Annotated in this window: 17 protein-coding genes and 1 other annotated feature; of the genes, 2 read left to right on the top strand and 15 right to left on the bottom strand. The window is 42.8% G+C overall.

Features of this window, described 5'->3' with window-relative positions; translation table 11 throughout:
• Positions 1 to 40: 40 nt before the first annotated feature.
• The 4 genes from A5870_RS04740 to A5870_RS04725 form a co-directional block, all read right to left on the bottom strand.
• Entirely contained in the window at positions 41 to 3,130 is a 3,090-nt protein-coding gene (locus tag A5870_RS04740) for an alpha-mannosidase (RefSeq protein WP_086291973.1), read from the bottom strand.
• The gene (locus A5870_RS04735) at positions 3,127 to 3,957 is read right to left on the bottom strand and encodes a carbohydrate ABC transporter permease (protein WP_086291972.1); all 831 of its coding nucleotides are present in this window, start codon (positions 3,955 to 3,957) and stop codon (positions 3,127 to 3,129) included. Before A5870_RS04735 ends, A5870_RS04740 begins: the two co-directional genes overlap by 4 nt.
• A gap of 9 nt (positions 3,958 to 3,966) precedes the next feature.
• A complete protein-coding gene (locus A5870_RS04730; RefSeq protein ID WP_086291971.1) occupies positions 3,967 to 4,860 on the bottom strand; it encodes a carbohydrate ABC transporter permease in 894 nt (297 codons plus the stop codon).
• 85 nt (positions 4,861 to 4,945) lie between these two features.
• On the bottom strand, positions 4,946 to 6,316 hold the full coding sequence (locus tag A5870_RS04725; protein ID WP_086291970.1) for an extracellular solute-binding protein: 1,371 nt from the start codon (positions 6,314 to 6,316) through the stop codon (positions 4,946 to 4,948).
• A 222-nt stretch (positions 6,317 to 6,538) separates the two neighbouring features.
• On the opposite strand from A5870_RS04725, the gene A5870_RS04720 reads away from it, so the two are divergent.
• Positions 6,539 to 8,680, top strand: coding sequence for a helix-turn-helix transcriptional regulator (locus A5870_RS04720; RefSeq protein WP_086291969.1), 2,142 nt, complete (start codon positions 6,539 to 6,541; stop codon positions 8,678 to 8,680).
• Positions 8,681 to 8,829: 149 nt separating this feature from the next.
• On the opposite strand, the gene A5870_RS04715 is transcribed toward A5870_RS04720, so the two are convergent.
• The 5 genes from A5870_RS04715 to A5870_RS04695 are packed head-to-tail and all read right to left on the bottom strand — an operon-like array spanning position 8,830 to position 13,180.
• Positions 8,830 to 9,567 (bottom strand): SIS domain-containing protein, encoded by a 738-nt coding sequence (locus A5870_RS04715; RefSeq protein WP_086291968.1) that lies wholly within the window; start codon positions 9,565 to 9,567, stop codon positions 8,830 to 8,832.
• The gene (locus A5870_RS04710; protein ID WP_015509221.1) at positions 9,568 to 10,818 is read right to left on the bottom strand and encodes a PTS ascorbate transporter subunit IIC; all 1,251 of its coding nucleotides are present in this window, start codon (positions 10,816 to 10,818) and stop codon (positions 9,568 to 9,570) included.
• A 2-nt stretch (positions 10,819 to 10,820) separates the two neighbouring features.
• Positions 10,821 to 11,102 (bottom strand): PTS sugar transporter subunit IIB, encoded by a 282-nt coding sequence (locus tag A5870_RS04705; RefSeq protein ID WP_005225413.1) that lies wholly within the window; start codon positions 11,100 to 11,102, stop codon positions 10,821 to 10,823.
• A 12-nt stretch (positions 11,103 to 11,114) separates the two neighbouring features.
• Positions 11,115 to 11,543, bottom strand: coding sequence for a PTS sugar transporter subunit IIA (locus tag A5870_RS04700; protein ID WP_086291967.1), 429 nt, complete (start codon positions 11,541 to 11,543; stop codon positions 11,115 to 11,117).
• Positions 11,540 to 13,180 carry a BglG family transcription antiterminator gene (locus A5870_RS04695; protein ID WP_086291966.1) on the bottom strand — a complete coding sequence of 547 codons (1,641 nt, stop codon included), beginning with the start codon at positions 13,178 to 13,180 and terminating at the stop codon, positions 11,540 to 11,542. The genes A5870_RS04700 and A5870_RS04695 overlap by 4 nt, the downstream gene beginning before the upstream one ends.
• Before the next feature lie 201 nt (positions 13,181 to 13,381).
• On the opposite strand from A5870_RS04695, the gene ypfJ reads away from it, so the two are divergent.
• A complete protein-coding gene (ypfJ, locus tag A5870_RS04690) occupies positions 13,382 to 14,272 on the top strand; it encodes a KPN_02809 family neutral zinc metallopeptidase (protein WP_086291965.1) in 891 nt (296 codons plus the stop codon).
• 284 nt (positions 14,273 to 14,556) lie between these two features.
• Here the strand turns inward: ypfJ and A5870_RS04685 are convergent, their stop codons facing one another.
• The 6 genes from A5870_RS04685 to A5870_RS04660 form a co-directional block, all read right to left on the bottom strand.
• Positions 14,557 to 15,372: an ABC transporter permease subunit gene (locus A5870_RS04685; protein ID WP_086291964.1), complete on the bottom strand. Its 816-nt coding sequence runs from the start codon at positions 15,370 to 15,372 to the stop codon at positions 14,557 to 14,559.
• Positions 15,369 to 16,253, bottom strand: coding sequence for an ABC transporter ATP-binding protein (locus A5870_RS04680; protein ID WP_086291963.1), 885 nt, complete (start codon positions 16,251 to 16,253; stop codon positions 15,369 to 15,371). The genes A5870_RS04685 and A5870_RS04680 overlap by 4 nt, the downstream gene beginning before the upstream one ends.
• Positions 16,254 to 16,695: 442 nt before the next feature.
• On the bottom strand, positions 16,696 to 17,526 hold the full coding sequence (locus A5870_RS04675; protein WP_077452837.1) for an energy-coupling factor transporter transmembrane component T family protein: 831 nt from the start codon (positions 17,524 to 17,526) through the stop codon (positions 16,696 to 16,698).
• A complete protein-coding gene (locus A5870_RS04670; RefSeq protein ID WP_086291962.1) occupies positions 17,516 to 19,225 on the bottom strand; it encodes an ABC transporter ATP-binding protein in 1,710 nt (569 codons plus the stop codon). The genes A5870_RS04675 and A5870_RS04670 overlap by 11 nt, the downstream gene beginning before the upstream one ends.
• A 25-nt stretch (positions 19,226 to 19,250) precedes the next feature.
• On the bottom strand, positions 19,251 to 19,805 hold the full coding sequence (locus tag A5870_RS04665; RefSeq protein ID WP_005225401.1) for an ECF-type riboflavin transporter substrate-binding protein: 555 nt from the start codon (positions 19,803 to 19,805) through the stop codon (positions 19,251 to 19,253).
• On the bottom strand, positions 19,802 to 20,650 hold the full coding sequence (locus A5870_RS04660) for an SAM hydrolase/SAM-dependent halogenase family protein (RefSeq protein WP_077452839.1): 849 nt from the start codon (positions 20,648 to 20,650) through the stop codon (positions 19,802 to 19,804). The genes A5870_RS04665 and A5870_RS04660 overlap by 4 nt, the downstream gene beginning before the upstream one ends.
• Positions 20,651 to 20,742: 92 nt before the next feature.
• Positions 20,743 to 20,982: a binding site (T-box leader), on the bottom strand.
• Between the last annotated feature and the right edge of the window lie 241 nt (positions 20,983 to 21,223).

Raw genomic sequence — 21,223 nt, 5'->3', positions numbered from 1 at the left:
CAGCTTCTCCGCTATAAATGGAGAATCTGCTGGTTTTAGTTTATCTCAACTCAAAATGAAATGTCTTTATTTCAAAGGGTGACAAGGTAAATGAGACTTTATCTTTCCACTGCTCATTATTTAAAGGTATCTCCATCAAATCTGTTTCTTGCCAAAAACTGTGTGGCAACTGCAATGTAACCTCCCTAGTTCCTCCCGTGTGATCATGTAAACGTAAAATCCACCCTTTGCCGGTTTCTGCTTGCTTGATGGTGTCGATGGTAACTGAGGTTTCACAGTCTATTTGCAACGGAAGCAACCAAGAATGTTCTCCGTTAATAACCGTTAATGGCGAGTTGAGGGACCATGCTTCTTCCATAGTTCCCCCATCGATGGCATCGTGCTCGTGGGCATAAAAACTGTAAGTAAATTCGTGATCACCATCGTCAGCCAGTGGATCAGGATAAATAGCGCCTTTAAGCAAGGTCAAGCTTAATTGATTTTCCTTAACAGCATAACCATATTTACAGTCATTCAATAAACTTATCCCACAATATTTTTCTGAAAGATCTGCCCACTGGTGGCCTACTGTTTCAAACTGAGCCAATTGCCAACTGGTATTAGCATGGGTAGCTCGTTTTACATTTCCGTACTGAATATCAAATACTGCTTCAGTTGATCGAATTGCTGCATCAAAGTTTACCTTCAACAGTTGTTGGCGTTCATGCCATGAAACGTTTGTTAAAAAATCGATTCGTTGTGTATGAGCATAGACCTGCATTTCCTGATGTATCTGCGAATTACCAAACGTATACTCAAATACAACGGAAGCGTAAAGCGCATTATTTGAATGCAATCGAATTTGATCGGCTTGAAGCACTGTTGCTTTTTCTTGATAAAAACTATCGATGTCCCATGCATCATAATTTAAAGGTTTGTCTTCAAATAGCTGAAAAACATTCCCTTTTCCTTCCAACATTTCTCTACCCAGTTTCTTATCAAAAATGCTAATTAAATTTCCCGATGTTTCCCATAAAATTCGCAAACGATTGGTCTCAATCGCCCCCTCTGTGAACACAGCGAGCGGTTTGATGTCTTTATTTCCTGCTATCGGTTGAAACTCTATGACCACCTGACTCATCCGCGGAACATTTGCCACAAGAACAGACTGTTTTTTTCCGTCAAAATAAGCCGGAAGTTCTTTTCCTTGTGAATCAATAAAGCGGCCTTCTTGTAAAAGCGGAAGTTCAACCAATTCATTCCGTGACCAGCCAGCTGTATTGATGACTGTATACTTTTGACTAGCAGGTCCATCTAATTGTTCAAATAACTGTTGAATGGTCTGAGTCACGACGGCAAACTCTGCTCTATGGTCTTGATAAACTTCTTTGATCGAAGAACCAGGAATAATATCGTGGAATTGATTACGAAGAACCGTCTCCCATGTTTCAAAAAGCGGCTCCTTAGGATACTCGTCTTCTTTGCTGGCTGCTAAACATGTATAGAGAATCTCAAGTTCCCGTAGAGCAATTTCAGCTTTTCGATTCATTTTTTTGACAAACGCTTGCGAGGTATAGGTTCCTCGATGATATTCCAAGTACAATTCGCCATCCCAACGAGAGACCAGCGACTTATTTCGTTCTACTGTCTGATGCAGTCGTTCAAAAAAGGCTTTCGCTTTTCCTGTTTTGACTTGCGGCAATCCTGGAATCTGGTCAAGGCGTCGTCGATTTTCCAGCATCTCTCTAGTGACACCGCCTCCGCCGTCCCCATGACCGTAAGACAGCAGAAATTCTTGATTCAAACGCTTGTCTTGATATCCGTCGTAAATTCCTTGAACGGTCTCAGGAGAAAGCGTTCCATTGTAGGTATAAAACCATTCTTCTGCCCATTCATCCGTTTTACCATCAACTGGCGTGGTGATAAAATGCGTCAAAATGTCTGTCCCATCGATCCCCCGCCAATAAAAGGTATCATGAGGCATCCGGTTATACTGATTCCAGCTGATTTTGGTCGTCATAAACGTCTCAATACCTGATTTTTTCAAAATTTGAGGCAATGCCCAAGAATAGCCGAACACATCCGGAAGCCACAAGAAATGCATTTCTTTGTCAAATTCTTCCTTCACAAATTTTTTCCCATGGAGTATCTGACGGACCAATGATTCACCTGACGGTATATTGCAATCGGCTTCCAGCCACATGGCTCCGTCCACTTCCCAGCGGCCTTCTTTGATTCTCTTTTTGATTTTCTCATAAAGAGCTGGATAGCTTTCTTTGACATATTTGTATAGCTGAGGTTGGGTTTGCAAGAAAATATATTCTGGGTATTGTTCCATCAAACGTAAAACCGTTGAAAAACTGCGGACAGCTTTTTCCCCTGTATGCTTCAGCCGCCACAGCCAAGCAACATCGATATGTGTATGGCCGATAGCTGTCACAGTGATCTCCGAAAGTTTAGGTATTTTTTGCAGTTCTTGATTTAAATAATGATCAGCTTCCTCAACGCTATGGTAAAAAGAGATAGATCCGGGTACCTGCCACTGAATCAAACGAAAGGCATCATCTAAAAGATTCAACAGCTTGTGTCGTATCGGTTCATTTTCCGGTAACCCATCGATAGTTTTCGCCATCATATCAGCGAGAAAGAAACAGTCGTCAGCAGCTAAGTGTCGTTTTGCCAAACAAGCTTGCCGAAACTCATGCCGTTGAATGACTTCAGCCCCACCGCCTTCCAAGCCCGACCATAGTTTTAAATCAAGTCGGATGGTTTTCCCCCGGTAATGATCCGCCAGAAAAATCTCTGTATGATTCGAATCGACACCCTGATAAGGTTCACCATCGATTAACAGCAAGGACTCAAAACCTGAATTATAGCCACCACCTGTACGACCAAAATCAATCAGTAACCATAAGTCTTCCTCGTCTGGAACCGTCAATTCATAATGAGCCCAAATGTAACGGTCTCTCCCTTTCCAGAAATCGCCAACTGAAAGTGTAAAGTCCCACTCTTCTGGTGGGTGTTTTTCCGTTTTTGACTTATCTTCTTTTGCCGACCACATTTTCAGGTCTTGTACTTTTTGAAAACGATACGCTTTTAGTTCAGCGATTCGTTTCGTTAATTTTTTTGTCGTATGAAATGGATCTTTCATCCTTTCGTCGCTCCTCCCATGCTAAATCCTTTAGACATATACGTTTGGGACAAAGCATATAAAATAACGACTGGTAAGGTATACAGCACCGAAAAAGCGGCTAAACGACCATAATTGACCATACCAAAGTTGCCGAAAAACTGAAAGATCGAGACTGATGCCGGCATTTTTTCGGGTGACTGAATCAAAATATAAGGAACAAAGAAGTTGCCCCAGCTTCCAGTAAAAGTAAAAATACCAACCGTACAAATACCTGGAACCATCAGCGGCGCTACGACTTTTCGTACCCCTTGCCATGTTGAAGCCCCATCGACCCAAGCGGACTCTTCTAAGTCGATTGGTACCGAATCCATAAAGTTCTTCATCATCCAAATCCCATAAGGCAGTGAGGACGCCGTCAAGAAGAACGATACCGCCAGTAATGAATCTTGAAACTTCAAAAAGATAAACAGTTGGTAGACCGGCACGATGACAGCAGTCATCGGTAGTGAGGTCATGAACAGTACCGCCATCAAAAAACTTTTTTTATATCTTAACTGATACCTCGACAAGGGATATGCTGCCAAAACACATAAGACAACAACTAAAATTGATTGACAGCCGGACAAAAGCAAGCCGATTCCAAATGACCGAATGATGGTTTGATCAGAAAGGATCGAAGCAAAATTTTCAAATGATACTGCTTCAGGTAATTTCAAAGTTTGAATAGCGCCCGGATCAATAGAGGCAATCAGCATCCACAACAGTGGGAGCAAAAACAATAAGGCTAATACTGCCAAAAGCAGATAATGAATCAGGGTCTCCAATTTTTCACTGCGTTTTACCATCTTTTTCACCTACACTTTCACTTTCAGCATTTTCATATAAATCAAGCTTGCGGCAGCACCAATCAGTAGCAAGACTAGCGAAATCGCTGTTCCGTATCCTAGCTGATAGCTCACAAAAGCTTGTTTGTACATGAAGACCGGCAGGGTTGCAGTCTGATTGCCGGGACCACCACCAGTCATAGTATAAATTAATGTAAAGACACCCAATGTCTGCAAAGTGACGAGCATCAAATTCGTTGCAATGGTACCTTTGACCATCGGAATCGTAATTTTTTGAATCACTTGCCAGCGGCTGGCGCCATCCATAACTGCAGCTTCCTCTACTTCCTTAGGGATCTCATCTAAAGCGGATTGAAACACCATCATTGAAAAAGCGGTTCCTCGCCAAATATTGGCAATCACAACGCTGATCATAGGAAACGCAAACAGCCAAGCAACTGGCTCAAATCCCATCAGTCCCATCAACCAGTTGGCTGTTCCACTGTCCCCTAAAAAAGCAACCCAGCAAAAGGAAACAACGACTTCCGGCGTAACCCATGCGGCAATGATGATCAGACCGACGACTCGCCGAAAGGCACGATTCTTCTCCCGCATCATAAATGCAATCAAAAAACCTAAGAAACATTGACCAATCACTGCAGAAAAAATGACGAAAATCAAGGTTCGCACGACACTGGTTTGAAAAGCCGGATCATTGAACATGCGCACAAAATTTTCAAAGCCGATGAACCGCAATTGACTTGCTTCAGCACCAGTCAAAGCCAAGTTCGTGAAGGAAAAGATAAAAGTTAAGATAACTGGACCAACAAAAAATATCAGCAGCAAGAGCCAACTGGGAAATAAAAAGATCAACGCTTTTTTACTATTGGACATTTGCTGCTCTCGTTTTAGCGAATGTTCCATTCTTTTCTCCTTTCTTAGTAAAAAGAGAAGGAACGTTAGACCCTAGTCGGATCGTTTTCAACGAGTCCTTCTCCTATTTATTTACTTAATCAATGGCATCCTCACCGACAATCCTCGTCACGTTGGCTGCGTAATCTCGAGCAGCTTCTTCCGGTGTCTTGCTGCCAGTGGCAACTGCTTCAACCATTGTTTGGATTTCTACTGAAACATTTGGATATTTGTCATCTGCCGGACGGAAATGGGCATATTGTAAGAAAGAGGTTGCTTGCTCAATAAAAGGTTGCTCCTTATATTCAGCTATTTCTGCTGAATCGTCTCGGACGGTTAAATTCCCTTCAGCAATTGCACGAGCAGCTTGCTGTTCTTTTCCGCCAAGGGCCTGAACCACGCGCCAAGAAGCTTCTTTATTTTGTGCTTTTTCGGGAATGGCCCATGTCCAGCCCCCTGACATCGTCGTAAATGGCGGTTCACCACCATTTTGTGTCGGCATGGCTGCGAATCCAAAACGTTCTGTCATATTCTCAACAGGAGTTGCCCCATTTTCTGTCCAGTTACCGGCACTCCAAAAGCCATCCAATAGCATACCAACTTCATCATTAGGAAATTTGTCTTGGAACATCACGGATCCGTAATTACTGTTAATAGCAACAGATAAAGAAGGGCCTAATTGTTTCTGGTTATACACTTCATCAATAAAAGTTAAAGAGTCAATGATCCCTTGTGTATTCACTTGCCACTTTCGCGTTTCATTATCAAATAGTGTGTCTTGAGTACCGTATAAAAGCATCTGGAAAGTCTGCATAGAAACCGACTCGCCATTGGCTTTAGCTACGCCCAAGCCTAAAGGAATCACATTTTCATCGGAGGCTTTGATAGCTTCAGCCGCTTCGATAATCTCCGCCCAAGTTGTTGGTTGCCAGTCTTCAGGCAGACCCGCTTTCTTAAAGACATTTTTGTTGTACCAAATCCCACGAGAATCAGAAGTGCCAGGAATAGCATACGTACTGCCGTCCTGCGCAATGACACCGGCTTTTAAATTCTCCGTATAATTCCCCCACTGATCCCAGTCTGCAACATAGTCATCCAGATTGGTTAAGTAACCAGCATTTGCATCAGAATTCAACATAAAGGAATCTTCTGCCACTACATCGGGTGCTGTGCTTTCTGACTGCATGGAAAGAGCAACTTTTGAAAAATAATCCCCTTCGCTTGCCGTAATCGGAGAAAGCACGATTTTAATGTCCTCATTTTCTTTCTCAAATTCTGGAATAAATGTTTCTTCCAAGTATTGGGTCATTTTATCGTTTTCCCCCGTATTGCGCCAAGTGATCTTGATCTCGGTTTTCCCTTCTGAACCTTCCCCGCTTGAAGAGCCATCGCTGTTCCCACAAGCAGCAAGAACCATAGGCAGCGTCAGGATGGTCAGGAGTGATGCAGCTTTTCTTTTCATTGACATAATCGTTCCTCCTAAATCATTTTTCATTTTCTCTCGCTTAAAGTAAGCGCTTTAAATATAGCGTATTTAGCCATTGTTGAATATCAACATTATTCGTTGGAATATACACTTTTTAACCTTAATATCAAGTTTTGTAGACAACTGCAAATAATGATGATTTGACTCAAGCTGATTTATCTCTATAATCAATGTAAACGTTACCAAAAAAAGAAAGGAGCACTTATGAAATCAAAAACCTATCGAAAAATATTCTTAACCTTTTTAACGGTAATCATTGTGTATACTATTTTTATTATGGTGATTGTTATCAATAATGAAGTCAATCAGCGAAAAGCTGAGCAAACTACCCAAAGTATTATGACGCTAGAAAACAGTGCGTTTCGCATTGATCAACAACTTCGATTTGCCCTCAATTCAATGAAATCTTTAGCAACAAAAGAAAGTATTATAGTGTTTTCCCAAAGTACTGAATCTGATTACGCGTTGTTTTCAGCGATGTATGATGAAATTCGTGAAAACTATTTGTTAATGAATCAGTTTGAATACTCTATTGGAATCTTGAATCCAGAGAATCATATCATCGTCAGTTCTGACGGCTATTTTGTTTACAATGATTTCTTTTCCTTTTTGAATATAGAAACAAAAGCCGGTCTTCTTTCCGAAATGCTCGCAGATGCCAGCTTCAGTTCTTCCATCTTCGAAACCCTGGATCAGCGGCTGATTTTGCTTCATAAAGAGCAAGTGGAGAATCAGACCCTTTATTTCTTTGCCTATTGGAAAAAAAATGAACTACTGTCTCCAATGAATCAAGGACTACAAGTTATCGACCAACAATATTTTTCTAGTGAGACCAATTCACCGATACTTACTGATTTTACACAAAATACCATTCAGCAAGAGACGAAATCAGATGATGTCGTTTTCATAAAAAATTCAGAGGTACTCCCTTTTGCCAATTATCAATTGACACCCGCGATTCAAAGCAGTTTTCCTTTCTCTACGATTTCTTCCTTTCTCCTTCCATTAATGGTTTTGATCGTACTAGGTGCTTTGATCGTCGTTTTCTTGAGTAAGCGGATGTACAAACCTTATTTAGAAATCTTGGATGAAATCAAAAAGAGTAATGGGGATATTTTAACAGTTGATGATATCAACTTAGCGTTGCATCAAATGATCGAGTCGTCTAGTTCGATCAACCAGCTCCAGTCCCCCGTCTCAGATGAAGTTAAGGAACTTTTCTTAAAAAATCTGCTATACGGAAAATATACCTACAGTATGAGCAAGAGTTTACTGCCTACTTTTCATCTTGAAGGCATAGAAAAAGGCGGGAGTTTTGCTTTTCTAACCTTCTCAGGTGAGATGGCAGAAGAAGCCACTTTTAATGGAACAGAGATCATTCATGTACGCAAACAGTTGATCAAGAAAAATCTTCATATCGAGCGTTATGATATCATCAGTTTTTCCGAAAAACACCTTGTCATTCTTTTTTACGATCAGGAATATTCACAAATCATGAAAGAGATCGATCAATTGAAACTAACAATCGAAGACAGTTTGAACTTAAGAATGACTTATCTACTTTCCAAACCTTTTCATTCTCTCGAACATTTTATCGAAGTCTTTCATGAAACCTGTCAGTGGTCAGATGAATGCAACGGCAATAATCAGTTCCATCAAATACCGGTTCCAACATCCAATGCTTTTCATAAAATCAATTATACCGTTGATGAAGAACAGTTACTGATCCAATATTTCAAAGTAGGTGATTTTGTCCATGCTAGAGAATTATTGCAACAAATCGTGGAGATCAATATTTCTAGCAACCGTTCCCTAGGCTTCCTCCAAGAATTTTCAACCGCTCTGAACTTAACAATAAAACGAATCACTGTGATCAAAGAGATTTCCTACCCTGAATTCTACGAACAAAATAAGAAACAATTTCTTTACTTAAAAAAAGGTTTTTCAGATCCCGATGTGAAAAAAACGATTTTTTTCCTTTTTGACACGCTGATCACTCAGATCGAAACCACGGAAAATAATAATGGATCCAAAACAGATGAAATCATTCAATTTATTAATAGCAACTATTGCAACGACCTCAGTTTAACAGATATTGCCCAGCAGTTTCATCTAAGTGAAGCCTATTTAAGCCGGTTGATTAAAGAACGACTATCAATGTCCTTTAAACCATACGTCAATCAACTACGTGTGGAAAAAGCCAAACGTCTAATGAGTGAACAAGAAAGTTCAATCAATGAAATTGCTAGCAAAGTCGGCTTTAAAAATACCAATTCCTTTATTCGGGTATTCAAACAATTTGAAGGGTCGACACCTGGTACTTATCGTACCAATAAAATTCATTAAGCTTTAAAATTCTAATACACAAAAAACGATCTGAACGAGATTTGACCACTACAATTACGAATTGATTCCCCCAAGAAAATTCGTTCTATTAGTAGTTTTCAAATTTTTCGTTCTGATCGTTCTAATAAAAAGATAAGTTACTTATGCAGTCACAGCTGATAATGGATCGCTTCTTGGTACTTTTCAAACAGGGACTGGTTCAATTCATCCCCGCCGTCTAGGTTCGCTGAGTAAAAAATCGGCGGATAGTCGACGCCAGCTTCTTTTAGTTTTTGGCAAACTTCAACGATGATTGCATTTAAAATCGTTGCGCCGACTACGGTGGATGTAGGTCCGACTTTTTGTTCTACGTCTGGGATCGTACACGCAGCATCGCCAATCTCCCCATGATTGTCGATGACGATATCCGCCGTTTCAAATAAACGCAAGCCTGATGTATGACGGCTGCTGACTGTTTTCGAATAGGTAAGGTTCGTTAATGCGATGATCTTGACCCCTTTTTCTTTAGCATGAAGCGCCATATCGATGATAACTGGGTTTCGCCCAGAAACCGAATGCAAGATCAGCACATCGCCTGCTGTAAAGGGCTGGGTCGCCGCCAAGGCCCTACCGTAGCCTTCTAAGCGCTCCATTTTACTAGTGAAGGTGATTGGGCTGCGATCAAGCATCAGTTCTCTTCCAAAGATCGCGTTGATGGTCATCATGCCACCTGCTCGATAATACATCTCTTCGGCTAAGATCCCAGCGTGACTTGCGCCAAAAATGTAGATGGCTTTTTTGGTCAAGTTGGCTTTCGTCAACAATTCAATGGCTTGCTCAATCGCTGGTGCTTCTTTTTCTTCTACAATAGACAATAGTTCTTTTGCTTTTTCAAAGTATTGAAACATTTAAAACCCTCCAAACAGCTTGCCGATCAATTCACCAAGGATGCCCCATAGAGATAAATCGTTCCCACCGAAAATCAAGATCCAGTTTTGAATCGTCGTTGAGAACAACGCTGCAGAGATCCCAACGAGTGCTACCATAACAACAGAAGCTGTGATCGTACCAATAATGGCCCCTCGCAAGCCCCCTTGTCCTTCGCCGATCACCGCAGCACCCCCACATTCAAAGAAGCTGGTGATGACTAAAGGAACGATCAAAATGCCAAAGACGTTGGTGGTATTGGCAATCACCACTAAAATCGTTGAGGTGATCATCGCCACGATAAAGCCGATGATTACAGCATTTGGACGATAGTTGAACAAGATTGGCACATCAAAAGCTGGTTTTGCTCCAGGAACGACTTTTTCTGCGATCCCTTGAAAGGCTGGAATGATTTGGTTGATCAATAGACGTACGCCATACAACATGATCAATAGTCCTGCACCGAAGTTCAAGCCAGCATCAACCGCAAACATCACCAAGTTGCCCCCTTCAGGAACTAATACGGGCGCAATCAAACCAATAACGATATTCATCAAAAACATCACTAATGCGCCAGTAATCGATATTTCACGGAAAAACGAGAGATTTTCTGGCACTTTCAAATCTTCCGTCGATTTTTCTTTGTTTCCGACCCGTTTTGCAACAAAGCCTGAAACCAATGACAAGATCCCCGTTGGATGACCGATCAAAAATGAATCATCGCCTGTGGCATCCCATACATATTTCCGCATGATCCATGGCATGAATGACCAGTAACAAGCCGATAGAACCGCCCCTAAGATCAACAGTGGGATTCCGGTAAGTCCGCCTTCAACGCCCCCAGCGACGATGACAAATGGGAACCACCACAACATGTGACCGGTGAGGAAAATCGTCTTCACAGGTGTAAAGCGAGCAATCAATAAATGAATGACAAGTCCGAAAAACATCGCTAAACCTACTGTTCCGCCGTATTCTGCCGTAAAGGTGATGTCAGAGAGTCCATCTGACACAGCAACGCCTAATTGGGTTTGAACCGCAGCATTGATCGGTGCGATCGTTCCCACCAACATGTTTACCCCAGCCGTCAATGCCACCATCCCGAAAGAAGCTGTTAAGGTTCCTTTGACGACTTCTGCAAAAGGTTTTCTTTGTACCAATAACCCAATCATGGCAATGATCCCCAGTAGGACTGGCGGATTTTTTAAAATATAATCCGTAACAAAATTCATGCTTATCCCTCTCTTTCAGCTAAAAATTTTTCCATTTGCTGTTTGACTTCTTCTTTATCCATATACTTTTTGATTGGATAAACGGGTGCTTTCACGGATGCTTTTAACTCATTCAATAATTCATTACTCGTAAAATAAACATCTGCTGGTGTCGCTTTTGCTGTTGATAAATCAGTATTCTCGGCAGTTGCCGTCAATCCTAACTCTTTGATCACCTTATCGATCGTCATCTTCAATACCATTGAGCTTCCTACACCAAATCCACATACTGCTAAAATTTTCATATCCTTTTCCTCCTATTGGAATAATTGACAAATTTGTTCCCGATCGCCGTTTAATATCACGTTGTATTTTTCTTCATCCATAAAGATCGCCATGATCTCTTTCAAGCTTTCTAGATGGCTTTCACTATCTGCGGCGGCTAAGACAAGAAATATCCGCACCGGTTTCCCCTCAAGATCGATGGGCTGTTTCGTTACTAAAAGGCTCATACTTTGCTCCAAAACCCCTTCTCCAGGACGGGCATGCATCAGCGCAAAGTAATCCGCCAACACCATGTAAGGACCATTTTCTTCCACGCTTTGAATCATCGCTTCGATGTAAGCTGACGTGATCAGCGCTTCATCCAGCAAGGGCTGGCTGGCTAATTTTACGGCTAAGCGCCAATCTGCCACTGTCTCATCCGTTTGTATATGCTTTTCAGGCAAATAATCCTTCACTTTCATTCTGATTTAACCTCCAACATTTTTGATAGGAACCATTCTTTGTTTTCGATTCCTTGCATGATCAATTTCATCATTGGTTCCACCTTTTGCGTCTCATCCTCTCGGATCATCAATAAAATAATGATGTCGGCTTTTTGGTTGCCCCATTCTACTGGCTGATCCAAAAGCAAAATCGAGATCGCTGTTTTTTCGACATAATTCGGATTGCCATGAGGGATGGCAAAGCCATTATCTAAATAGGTTGATTGTAGCTGCTCTCTTTCAATGACGGATTGCCGAAACTGCGCTTTTCGTTTTTCATCACTAAAAGGGATTTGTTCGATCAAAAAATTGATGGCTTCTGTTTTGCTGGCAAATCGCTCGAAAAAGACGGTTGGCTGGATCATCGATTGGGCTTGAAGAAGTAAACCATTTTGATCGACCACCGCCTCATTATCGATGACTAAATCGATGTAGTGATTCATGATCCGCTTCATGTCGCGATTGGTCACCATAGGCGAGATCCGCACCACAGGTTTTTGAATCCCTACGAGATCGATGGTTGAAATAATAAAATCGATCGCCGAAATGTCCATCTGCTTTAATTTTTCTACTGAAACGGTTTCGATACTGTCGATCTCTGGCAGAATGCGACGAATTTTCGCAGAGACAAATGAGCTAGTGCCGACGCCATTGGGACAGACAAAAATGATTTTGTTCATGCGGCGCATTCGCTCGATTGCTGCTTGAAAATGGATCGTGACAAATCCAATCTCATCATCAGAGATCCCCACTTGATACGCTTTCAAGAAATCATGAAGCGAGAACCAGACCACGCCATACAAAGCAGGATAGTTTTGTTTGATTTCTTCTAACAAAGGGTTGATGACTGTGGTTTGCGCTTCGATCCGCAGCAGTAGTTGATACAGATGGATCGTCACATCTTCTTCCAATCGATTGTCTTGGGTCAAGTCGGTACCTAAGCCTTCGCTGATTTTTTGAATCAAGTTACGCACTTTTCCCCGAAAGACGAAAGGAACTTTTTCACTTTTCATAAAAAATTTCAAGCCGCTACCGACGATCAGGTAGGTTAGATATTGCACTTCTTTTGGTGAAAATTGATAAATGTGTTGTTCTTCGATTTCTTTCAGTAGCTCATAGACTAACGGATATTTGTCGAACTCCAAAAACAGCTTCCCCACTTGGCGGTTTTCTTCAATCACTAAGTTTTCCGCATGACTCGCCCGCTCGATCAGCAGCACGATGGAAAGGACGATACTTTGAATATAGCTGTCGGGCATTTCCACTTGTTTTTCCACTAACGCTCGACGAAAGGCCTGATTTACTTCCTGGTATTTCGCAGGTTCCACCAACAAGGAAAACGCCGCTGGTTGATCCAGCATCATTAAGCAAAAGCGTTTGAGCACCCGATGGATCTGGGATTCACTTGCTTTAAAAAATGTACCTGAATTATCAAATCTCAGACGTAAGCTTTCTTTTTGAAACAGCTCTTTTAAATAAGAAATATCTTTGGCAATACTGCTGCGGGAAACGAAATAATCCTCTGCTAACTGCTGATAGCTGAGATGATCGCCAGCAATCAACCGTTTAAAAATCAAAATCCTTCGTTCCGATGTCCCCGAATAATTCATTTTCATACGCTCACCCTCTACATCTATTTTATTGCTACTGTACCAAATTAGAAGGCTAATTGTTAGATTAAAGAATGATTAAAAGGAGTGTACACTTTGATTTTTAAGGCTCCTGAAGGCATTTTATAACAATTTCAAGGCGCTTTTTTTCACAATCTGCCGCCTTTCTCTTATAATTAAGCTAGGATTTATATAGGAGGAGATAACATGAAATGGCGTGGGGGTAGACAAAGCAGAAATGTCGATGATCGAACGGGGCGATCATCTGGCTCAGGTGGGATGTTGGCTGCTGGTGGCGGGATCGGTACGGTGATCATCGCTGTTTTATTTTTCCTGTTTAGCGGTGGTGATTTAAGTTCGCTGCCGGATGTCTTGGGTGGCAGCGGTCAAGCAGCCAATTACCAGACAGAAAATGTGGGCACCAGTGAGTACACGGAGGAAAAAGAATTTTCCGCAGTCGTGTTCGGCTATTTAGAAGATTATTGGCAAGACGTTTTTCAAGAGCGGCAAGAAACCTATCAAGACCCGACACTCGTATTATTTACGGGAAGCGTCCAGTCGGCATGCGGCTATGCCACGTCACAGGTTGGTCCGTTTTATTGCCCAGCAGATGAGAATGTGTACCTTGATCTGAGTTTTGCCAATGAGCTTTCTGATAAATATGGCGCAAGCGGCGACTTTGCAATGGCCTATGTCATCGCCCATGAAGTCGGTCATCATGTGCAAAATGAGCTGGGGATCACCCAACAATTGGACAAAATCCGCCAGCAAGTTTCAGAAAAGGAATACAATCAGTACAGCGTTCGTTTGGAACTGCAAGCTGACTACTTAGCTGGTACTTTTGCAAAGTATCTACAAGGTGAAACCTATCAAGGACAGCCGATTTTAGAAGCTGGCGATATTCAAGAAGCGATCACGGCTGCCAATGCCATCGGGGATGATACGCTGCAAAAAGAATACCAAGGCTATGTTGTTCCAGATAGTTTTACGCACGGCACATCGCAGCAGCGCGTGGACTGGTTTAACCGTGGCTATCGTTATGGTGACTTAGCACATGGCGACACCTTTAATGTCGATAGCCTTGATTTGAGCAAGTAGCTTCAACTAAAAAAACACTCCGTAACAGCATGAACCGCCTGCTGCTTCGGAGTGTTTTTAGGTTCTGGGTGTCCCTTCAAGCCTTTTGGTGAAGGGACGCTTTACGCTTTCTTAACTTTCGCAATGATTTTTTCGCAAAAACGTGCCTGCTTCGTCATACTTTTTTCACATTTCGAGACTATTATATAAGCATACCAACAAACAACCCTAACACTTTTTCATTTTTACTCCTTTGCCTGTCAGTCCCCGCTGACAGGCTCTTTTTTGTCTTTTGATTGATATATTCAGACCTGCAAGTCTTTGCGCTCATAACGGGAAAAGGTGCCAAAGAAACAGATGATACCGATCAGCAGTACCCATAGGACTGATGTGGCGCCGTTATCAATGAGTTGGACGGGTAGTGCCATCCGCACAGGTGAAAGTCCTGCCAGCCATTCCAATTTATCGTAGAGTTCCCCCACGATGCCGAGCAAATACAGACCGAACACGCAGCCTAAGCCGACGCTGGCAGTTTGTTTGCTGGAACGCAAGATCGTGGATAAAAAGAAACCTAGACAGAGGAAAAAGACTAAGACACCATACTCGGCAACGAAGATTTTGCTGATTTCTTCTATAAAAGCGGACAGGTCATCTCCTGGTAGTTTGAATAGAGCAAAAGAGGCCAGACTACTGCCATAGGCAATGAGCCAAAAGCCAGTCAGCAACAACAATCGAGCGAGGAACTTCCACCTAACGATTTCTCTGCGGCTAATAGGCTGAGCATATAAATACTCAATCGTTCCTTCTGATTCTTCAGTGATCAGACTGTTCAAGCCTAAAAGCATCCCATAAATACACGCGGCGATAAATAAGTATTGAAAGTAATACCCGAAAAAGCCTGTCGGTGAAACCAAGCTTGAAGGTCCTGTCAGTTGGAGGTTAAAGATGCCTAGTAATTCTGGGCTGAAAGAGCCCAACATCTGGTCTAAGGACGTTTTCATTTCTGGCGTGATCATTTGAGGATAGATAGCCGTAAATCCAAAAATGATTGCTGCAAAAAGGATCGTCCAGACCAGCCAGCCTTTGAAGGTATTTTTAAGGTCGATTTTCATTAAAGTCATTTTTGAGAACCTCCTTCATAGAGCAGCATAAATTGCTGTTCAAGGGTTGGGTGTTCGATCGTGAACTCTTTAATGGCAGGATTGGTTAGAAAATGTGCCAGCTGATTCATGTCCCCTTGATAGAAAAAACGCAAGGTGTGTGATTCCTGAGCAAGAACTTGTACGTTTTCCAAGCCGACTAATGAGATACTGTCCTCATTCGTGAGCGTTACAACTTTGCCGAAATTTTCTTCCTCACTCAGTTCTTTCACGGTGATGATCTGTCCTTCACGAATAAAGGCGGTCCGATGGGCATAGGTCTGAATTTCATGCAAATCATGGCTAGATAGAAAAATCGTCATCCCCTGTTTATTTCTTCTAAGGAGCTCTTCAAACAGCCGTTTTTGAATCAAGGGATCTAAGCCATTGGTCGGTTCATCTAAAATCAACATTCTCGGTTGTGCAATCAAGGCGCTCGCAAGCCCGACTTTTTTCTTGTTGCCCAAAGAAAGTTCTGCGATCGATTTGTTTGGATCAATTTGAAAAAGCTCCATCAAATTCTGAATCTCTTTTTTTGGCTGCTTGACTTGATGAAAATCTGCCGTAAATGCCAGCAATTCTGCTGTCGTCATTTTTGAATAAAACCGTACATCACTGGAAACATACCCAGTAAACGTTTTGATCTCTTTGGCTGCTTGTTGGCAATCTCGTCCAAAAATCGCCGCCTGTCCTGCATCTGGTTTGATAAAATTCAACAATACTTTGATGGTCGTTGATTTTCCCGCACCATTTGGTCCGATAAAGCCAAAAATCTCTCCTTCTGCCACTTGCAATGATACATTCTCGATGGCGTACTTCTTGTTGTATTGTTTGCTTAGTCCGTTGATCGTAATGGCATCCATCCTGTCCCCTCCTTGTACTGCTTTGATGCCATCAGTGTAGCCTTATTTCGTGTTTCCGTCAATCAAAGATCTAAAAGGCTTCCGCTGGAATTTTTTACGAAAATCATCAACAGATTGACACACTTCTATTGCTTTCTCTTCCTATTTTTTTCACATTTTCCCGCTATTATTAATACATACCAACAAACAACCCTAACACTTTTTCATTTTTACTCCTATCCCGCCAGTCCCCGCTGGCGGGCTCCTTTTTTATCGGCAAAAAAACGCAGACCTAGCAGCAACTGGCACTAGCAAATATAGCATTCGCTGGCGATAATTGACTGATTATCCTGCGTTTTTTGGCTCAATCATTTCTGGGACGGATGAATCCATTCTGATTCATCCGTCCCACTTTCATTATTGACAAAGAGCCCGTTTTTTTAAGTTTCCATGGGTTGATTTGTTAAAGAAACGGATTGTAGAAGCGTCCGCCATTAAGGACCATCAAGGACAATCCGAGCGCCACGATCAAGCAAACAACAGCAATCGCCAAGAGATCTTTGCCTTGGATCGGCTTAGCTTTCAGCCAGGTACGCTGCTTATGCTTGCCAAACCTTCTTAGCTCCATGGCAGCAGAAATATGGTCGATCCGTTCCAAGCTGGAAAAAATCAAAGGAATCGCGATCGCGACATTGCCTGCCACGCGTTTGCGCAAAGGTGCTTTTTTAGAAAGCTCCACGCCCCGTGCTTGCTGGGCTTTGGCAATGGTCCGAAAATCCTCTTGAATATCAGGGATGTAACGCAAAGCCAGTGCGACTGCATAGGCGATTTTGTAGGAGATCCCGATGCGGTTGATACTGGACGCCAACTCGCTTGGATTGGTGGTAAACAGGAAAATCAACCCTGGCGGAATCGTGACAAAATATTTGATCAACAGATTCAGCTCATAAAACACTTGCTCTTGGGTCAATGTATACCGACCGATCCCTTCAAAAATCACGTGGCGCGTACCGTAGATCTCCACCCCATATTCTGGTGCGAAAAGATAGACCGCCACCAAATTCAAAAGCGAAAAGAAGATGATAAATTTCAATACAAAAGCGATGTCTCGGTAGCGAATTCCAGCACTGGCAAATAGAAAGACCGAAAACAATGCCAGTCCAATGAGAAAGCGCGTATCATAAGAGATCATCCCGATGACGGATAGCAGCAAAAAACAAATCAGTTTTGCGGCACCGCTTAATTGGTGAATCCACGTTTTGCGGTCAAGATAGCCGATTAGATTACTTTCCATCGTGTTCCTCCTTCTCGCTGGCAATGAAGGCGGCAGTAAAAGCGGCGGGATCTGTCAGCTGGTTAAGGGTCGCCAGTGTATACAAGCTGGTTTCTTTGAGGTTCGCGGCACTCACCACTTGTTTGTCTGCTAAAACAACTTCTGGCGGTGCGTCCAGCAAAATCGTTCCTTGCGTCAAAACGATCGTCCGCTGTGTATACTCCAACATCAGGTGCATATCGTGGGTGATCATAACGATCGTTAATCCCCGCTGGTTCAACTCCTGTAAGAATTGCATCATTTCGGTGTAATGGCGATAGTCTTGTCCTGCTGTTGGCTCATCCAATAAAATGAGTTCAGGATCTAAGACGAGGATCGCTGCAATGGCGGCTCGGCGTTTTTGCCCATGACTTAGTGCCGACAATGGCCATGAGCGAAACGGATAAAGACCACAAATTTTCAAGGTCTGATGAACTTTTTCTGTGATTTCAGCCTCTGGGACATTTCGGTTGCGCAAGCCTAAGGCAACTTCGTCAAACAGGAAGTTTTTTGACAGCATTTGATTGCTGTTTTGCAAAACATACCCGATTTTTTGCGCTCGTTCTTTGATGGAATCATTGCCCATGTCTGTTCCTTGCCAAAGCAACTTGCCAGAAGTCGGTGTCAAAAAGCCGGTAATCAAATGGGACAAGGTCGATTTTCCTGCGCCATTATGCCCGACCAAACTAATCATTTCTCCTTGATGGATGGTAAAATCCAGTGCCTGCAAAATGGGTTTACCGACTTGGTAAGAAAACGATAGATTCTTCGCTTCCAACAACGGCGGCTGGTGGCTAGGAAGTGCCGTTTTCGGAAATTTTTCTTGAAACTGAGTCAGTTTTTCGGCAATCTCAGATGATGCAAATGCTTCTACCGCGACCAAATCAGCAGCATCGGTCACGGGAACGCCCGCTTTTTTTAAGGCGGCTAAATACAGTGGTTCACGAATGCCGACTTGCTGCAGCATATCCGTTTTTAATAGTTCATTCGGTGTACTGTCGGCAAGGATGCGGCCTTCTTCCATCACGATGATGCGATCGACAGCGGCGGCTAACACTTCTTCTAAGCGGTGTTCGATGATGATGGTGGTAAAACGCTTCTCTTGATACAGTTGGTCGATCATTTTGATGGCTTCCACACCTGTTTGCGGATCCAAGTTGGCTAGGGGCTCATCAAACAGTAGAATCGGTGTTTCATCGATCAAAACACCTGCCATTGAAACACGCTGCTTTTGGCCACCCGATAATTCCTGCGGTTTTTTCGCCAAATGATCCATTAAGTCGGTCTTTTCAGCCCAAACGCGCAGCGCCTCCTGCATCACAGCTTGACTACGCTGATCGTTTTCCAATGAAAACACGATATCTTCTGCTACGGTCAAGCCTACAAATTGGCTATCGGTGTCTTGCAGCACCGTGCCGATGGTCAAAGACAGCTCGTAGATGGAAGCTTGCCCAAAGGCATTGGTACCGATCGTCAATGCTCCAGTACTACTGCCTTTGTCGTTTTGCGGGATCAAACCGTTCAAACATTTTCCTAATGTACTTTTGCCAGAACCGCTGGCACCGACGATCAGGACTTTTTCTCCTTCATAGATCGTTAGATCGATGTTTTTCAAGGTCGGTTCCGCTTGTGCATCATATTGGAAAGAAAAATTCGTAAATTGAATGATTTTTTGTTTCATTTTTAGCCTTCACACATTTCTTTGGTTAGGATTCCTTGCTCAAGCTGCCTTTTTTGGTTTTGGTTTGGGCATAGGCTTTTAGCAGGATCACTCCGATTATCCCAGTTACGACTGCATTGGTCAATCCCGCAATGACTCCTTGTGTAAAGACTTTGTTCGCTGGTTCGCCATAGATCAAAATATCTCCGATCGGGGCAATGATCACCCAGACAACCAAATTTGCGATCGTTTCACCGATCAAGAAGGTCCGAATTTCTTTAGCGCCAAAGGTTCCTTGCTGGATTGGAATCCAACGAGTCAAAAGTCCGAAGAACACCCCTAAGATCCCAGAGGCGGCGATCCAAGACCACCATGGACCATAAGTCGTCAAATCTCCTAGGGCATGCCCGATAAAGCCCGCTAAACCAGCAACGATTGGACCGTAGACAACGCCTAATAGCGCCAAGAAAGGATAGGCTGTGGCGATATCCGTATTTGGAAAACCAGTCGGGATCGTGACGAAACGTTTTAAGACGAAAAAGACGGCAGCACCGATACCGATTGCAACAATGTGTTTTACTGTAAATTTTGATTGATTCATTTTTCATTTCTCCTTTTTTTGAGGGTAATTTTCCAATTCGTGCCAGTCCCGATTTTATAGGTTTCAGCAAATGAAGCCAAGTTGAGCCCTAAACCAATATTCAATAGGGAATTGACATATAAGACAGGTTCATTTTCCGACACTTGCGCAAAGGAGCGTCCGAAACGCACTTCTTCTTGATAACGCAGTGTATCTTGGTAGTAGATACTGACGAGCAGCGGCTCATTGTATTGGACCTGCCATTGCTTAAAGAACGTATGGGGAATATTCGTCCACAACGAACCAAAACGGATATCGAGAATATCGATCGTACCAGTAATCGTTTCTGCTGTTTGGCTTGGCTTTTCAATGGCAAAGACTTGGATCGCTTCTTTAGGTTCGGGTGTTCCTAGCTCATCAAAGCTGATGGCGCCACTGGCGAGACGCGCGGCGTTATACATATAAACATCCCGACCATGAAACGTATGGCTTTCGGCTGATCCGGCCAACCGCTCAGTTGCCTCATTGATCACCCGTAGTTCAGCGATTCCGATATAAGTCGCTAAATAGGTTAGGGTGCCATTATCTGGCGTCAAAACCAACTGTCCGGTCGCCAACTTGGCAACCACGCTTCGTCGATCAGACCCTACGCCGGGATCGACCACTGAAACAAAGACCGTTCCCGCTGGCCAATAGGTGACGCTTTGCAGCAGACGATAGCTGGCATCATGAATGTTGTATGGCTCGATCTCATGAGTCAAATCAGCAATGACCAGCTCCGGTGCCACTTGATAAGCTACCCCGTACATCGCATTGACCGCTCCATCTTGCAAACCAAAATCGGTTTGAACCACTAATTTGTGCATTTTTCTCTCCTCCCAACAACCTTTCTCCTTTTTAACAAAACCTGCGCTTGAAACAGCTGACCGTGCAGACACAAAAAAAGCCCTTAGCGAAAGCTAAGGGCATCACCTGCGGTACCACCTTAATCTGCAAAACCTTCACAGGCTTCACCTCATTCAGTACCCGAAAACACTCGGAGACTGTCGCTTGTTAACGGGGCAACCGTATTTTCCTAATTAGTCAGAAAATCCGCTCCAAAGTCATTTTCAAATCATTCGTTGTCGTTCCTTCTCACCTACCGGAACTCTCTGCTAGACAACTACCTTGATTCTACTTTCTTTTTCATCGCGTTTGCATTTTGTTTCATTTAAATTATCAAAGCTTGTGCCTTTTGTCAATTCTCTTTTAAGAAAAAATTCAAACAGAAGGCATAATTTGTCAAAAGATTCACGCAATTCCTGAATTTCGCTCGAAAATTCTTCACATTTTCCCGCTATTATAAATGCATACCAACAAACAACCCTAACACTTTTTCATTTTTACTCCTTCCCGCCAGTCCCCGCTGGCGGGCTCCTTTTTGTCTTCTGACTGTTTTA

The sequence above is a fragment of the Enterococcus sp. 2G9_DIV0600 genome (assembly GCF_002140615.1).
Taxonomy (GTDB): Bacteria; Bacillota; Bacilli; order Lactobacillales; family Enterococcaceae; genus Enterococcus_D; species Enterococcus_D innesii.
This window is presented reverse-complemented; position numbering and strand designations above follow the sequence as displayed.

What these genes read in the sequence shown, in the direction of transcription:
- A5870_RS04675 (WP_077452837.1), bottom strand. Translation starts at nt 17,526, where the DNA reads ATGGAAAGTAATCTAATCGGCTATCTTGACCGCAAAACGTGGATTCAC.
- A5870_RS04710 (WP_015509221.1), bottom strand. Translation starts at nt 10,818, where the DNA reads ATGAATTTTGTTACGGATTATATTTTAAAAAATCCGCCAGTCCTACTG.
- A5870_RS04685 (WP_086291964.1), bottom strand. Translation starts at nt 15,372, where the DNA reads ATGACTTTAATGAAAATCGACCTTAAAAATACCTTCAAAGGCTGGCTG.
- A5870_RS04700 (WP_086291967.1), bottom strand. Translation starts at nt 11,543, where the DNA reads ATGAAAGTGAAGGATTATTTGCCTGAAAAGCATATACAAACGGATGAG.
- A5870_RS04660 (WP_077452839.1), bottom strand. Translation starts at nt 20,650, where the DNA reads ATGCACAAATTAGTGGTTCAAACCGATTTTGGTTTGCAAGATGGAGCG.
- A5870_RS04670 (WP_086291962.1), bottom strand. Translation starts at nt 19,225, where the DNA reads ATGAAACAAAAAATCATTCAATTTACGAATTTTTCTTTCCAATATGAT.
- A5870_RS04740 (WP_086291973.1), bottom strand. Translation starts at nt 3,130, where the DNA reads ATGAAAGATCCATTTCATACGACAAAAAAATTAACGAAACGAATCGCT.
- A5870_RS04665 (WP_005225401.1), bottom strand. Translation starts at nt 19,805, where the DNA reads ATGAATCAATCAAAATTTACAGTAAAACACATTGTTGCAATCGGTATC.
- A5870_RS04695 (WP_086291966.1), bottom strand. Translation starts at nt 13,180, where the DNA reads ATGAAAATGAATTATTCGGGGACATCGGAACGAAGGATTTTGATTTTT.
- A5870_RS04730 (WP_086291971.1), bottom strand. Translation starts at nt 4,860, where the DNA reads ATGGAACATTCGCTAAAACGAGAGCAGCAAATGTCCAATAGTAAAAAA.
- ypfJ (WP_086291965.1), top strand. Translation starts at nt 13,382, where the DNA reads ATGAAATGGCGTGGGGGTAGACAAAGCAGAAATGTCGATGATCGAACG.
- A5870_RS04715 (WP_086291968.1), bottom strand. Translation starts at nt 9,567, where the DNA reads ATGTTTCAATACTTTGAAAAAGCAAAAGAACTATTGTCTATTGTAGAA.
- A5870_RS04705 (WP_005225413.1), bottom strand. Translation starts at nt 11,102, where the DNA reads ATGAAAATTTTAGCAGTATGTGGATTTGGTGTAGGAAGCTCAATGGTA.
- A5870_RS04680 (WP_086291963.1), bottom strand. Translation starts at nt 16,253, where the DNA reads ATGGATGCCATTACGATCAACGGACTAAGCAAACAATACAACAAGAAG.
- A5870_RS04735 (WP_086291972.1), bottom strand. Translation starts at nt 3,957, where the DNA reads ATGGTAAAACGCAGTGAAAAATTGGAGACCCTGATTCATTATCTGCTT.
- A5870_RS04720 (WP_086291969.1), top strand. Translation starts at nt 6,539, where the DNA reads ATGAAATCAAAAACCTATCGAAAAATATTCTTAACCTTTTTAACGGTA.
- A5870_RS04725 (WP_086291970.1), bottom strand. Translation starts at nt 6,316, where the DNA reads ATGTCAATGAAAAGAAAAGCTGCATCACTCCTGACCATCCTGACGCTG.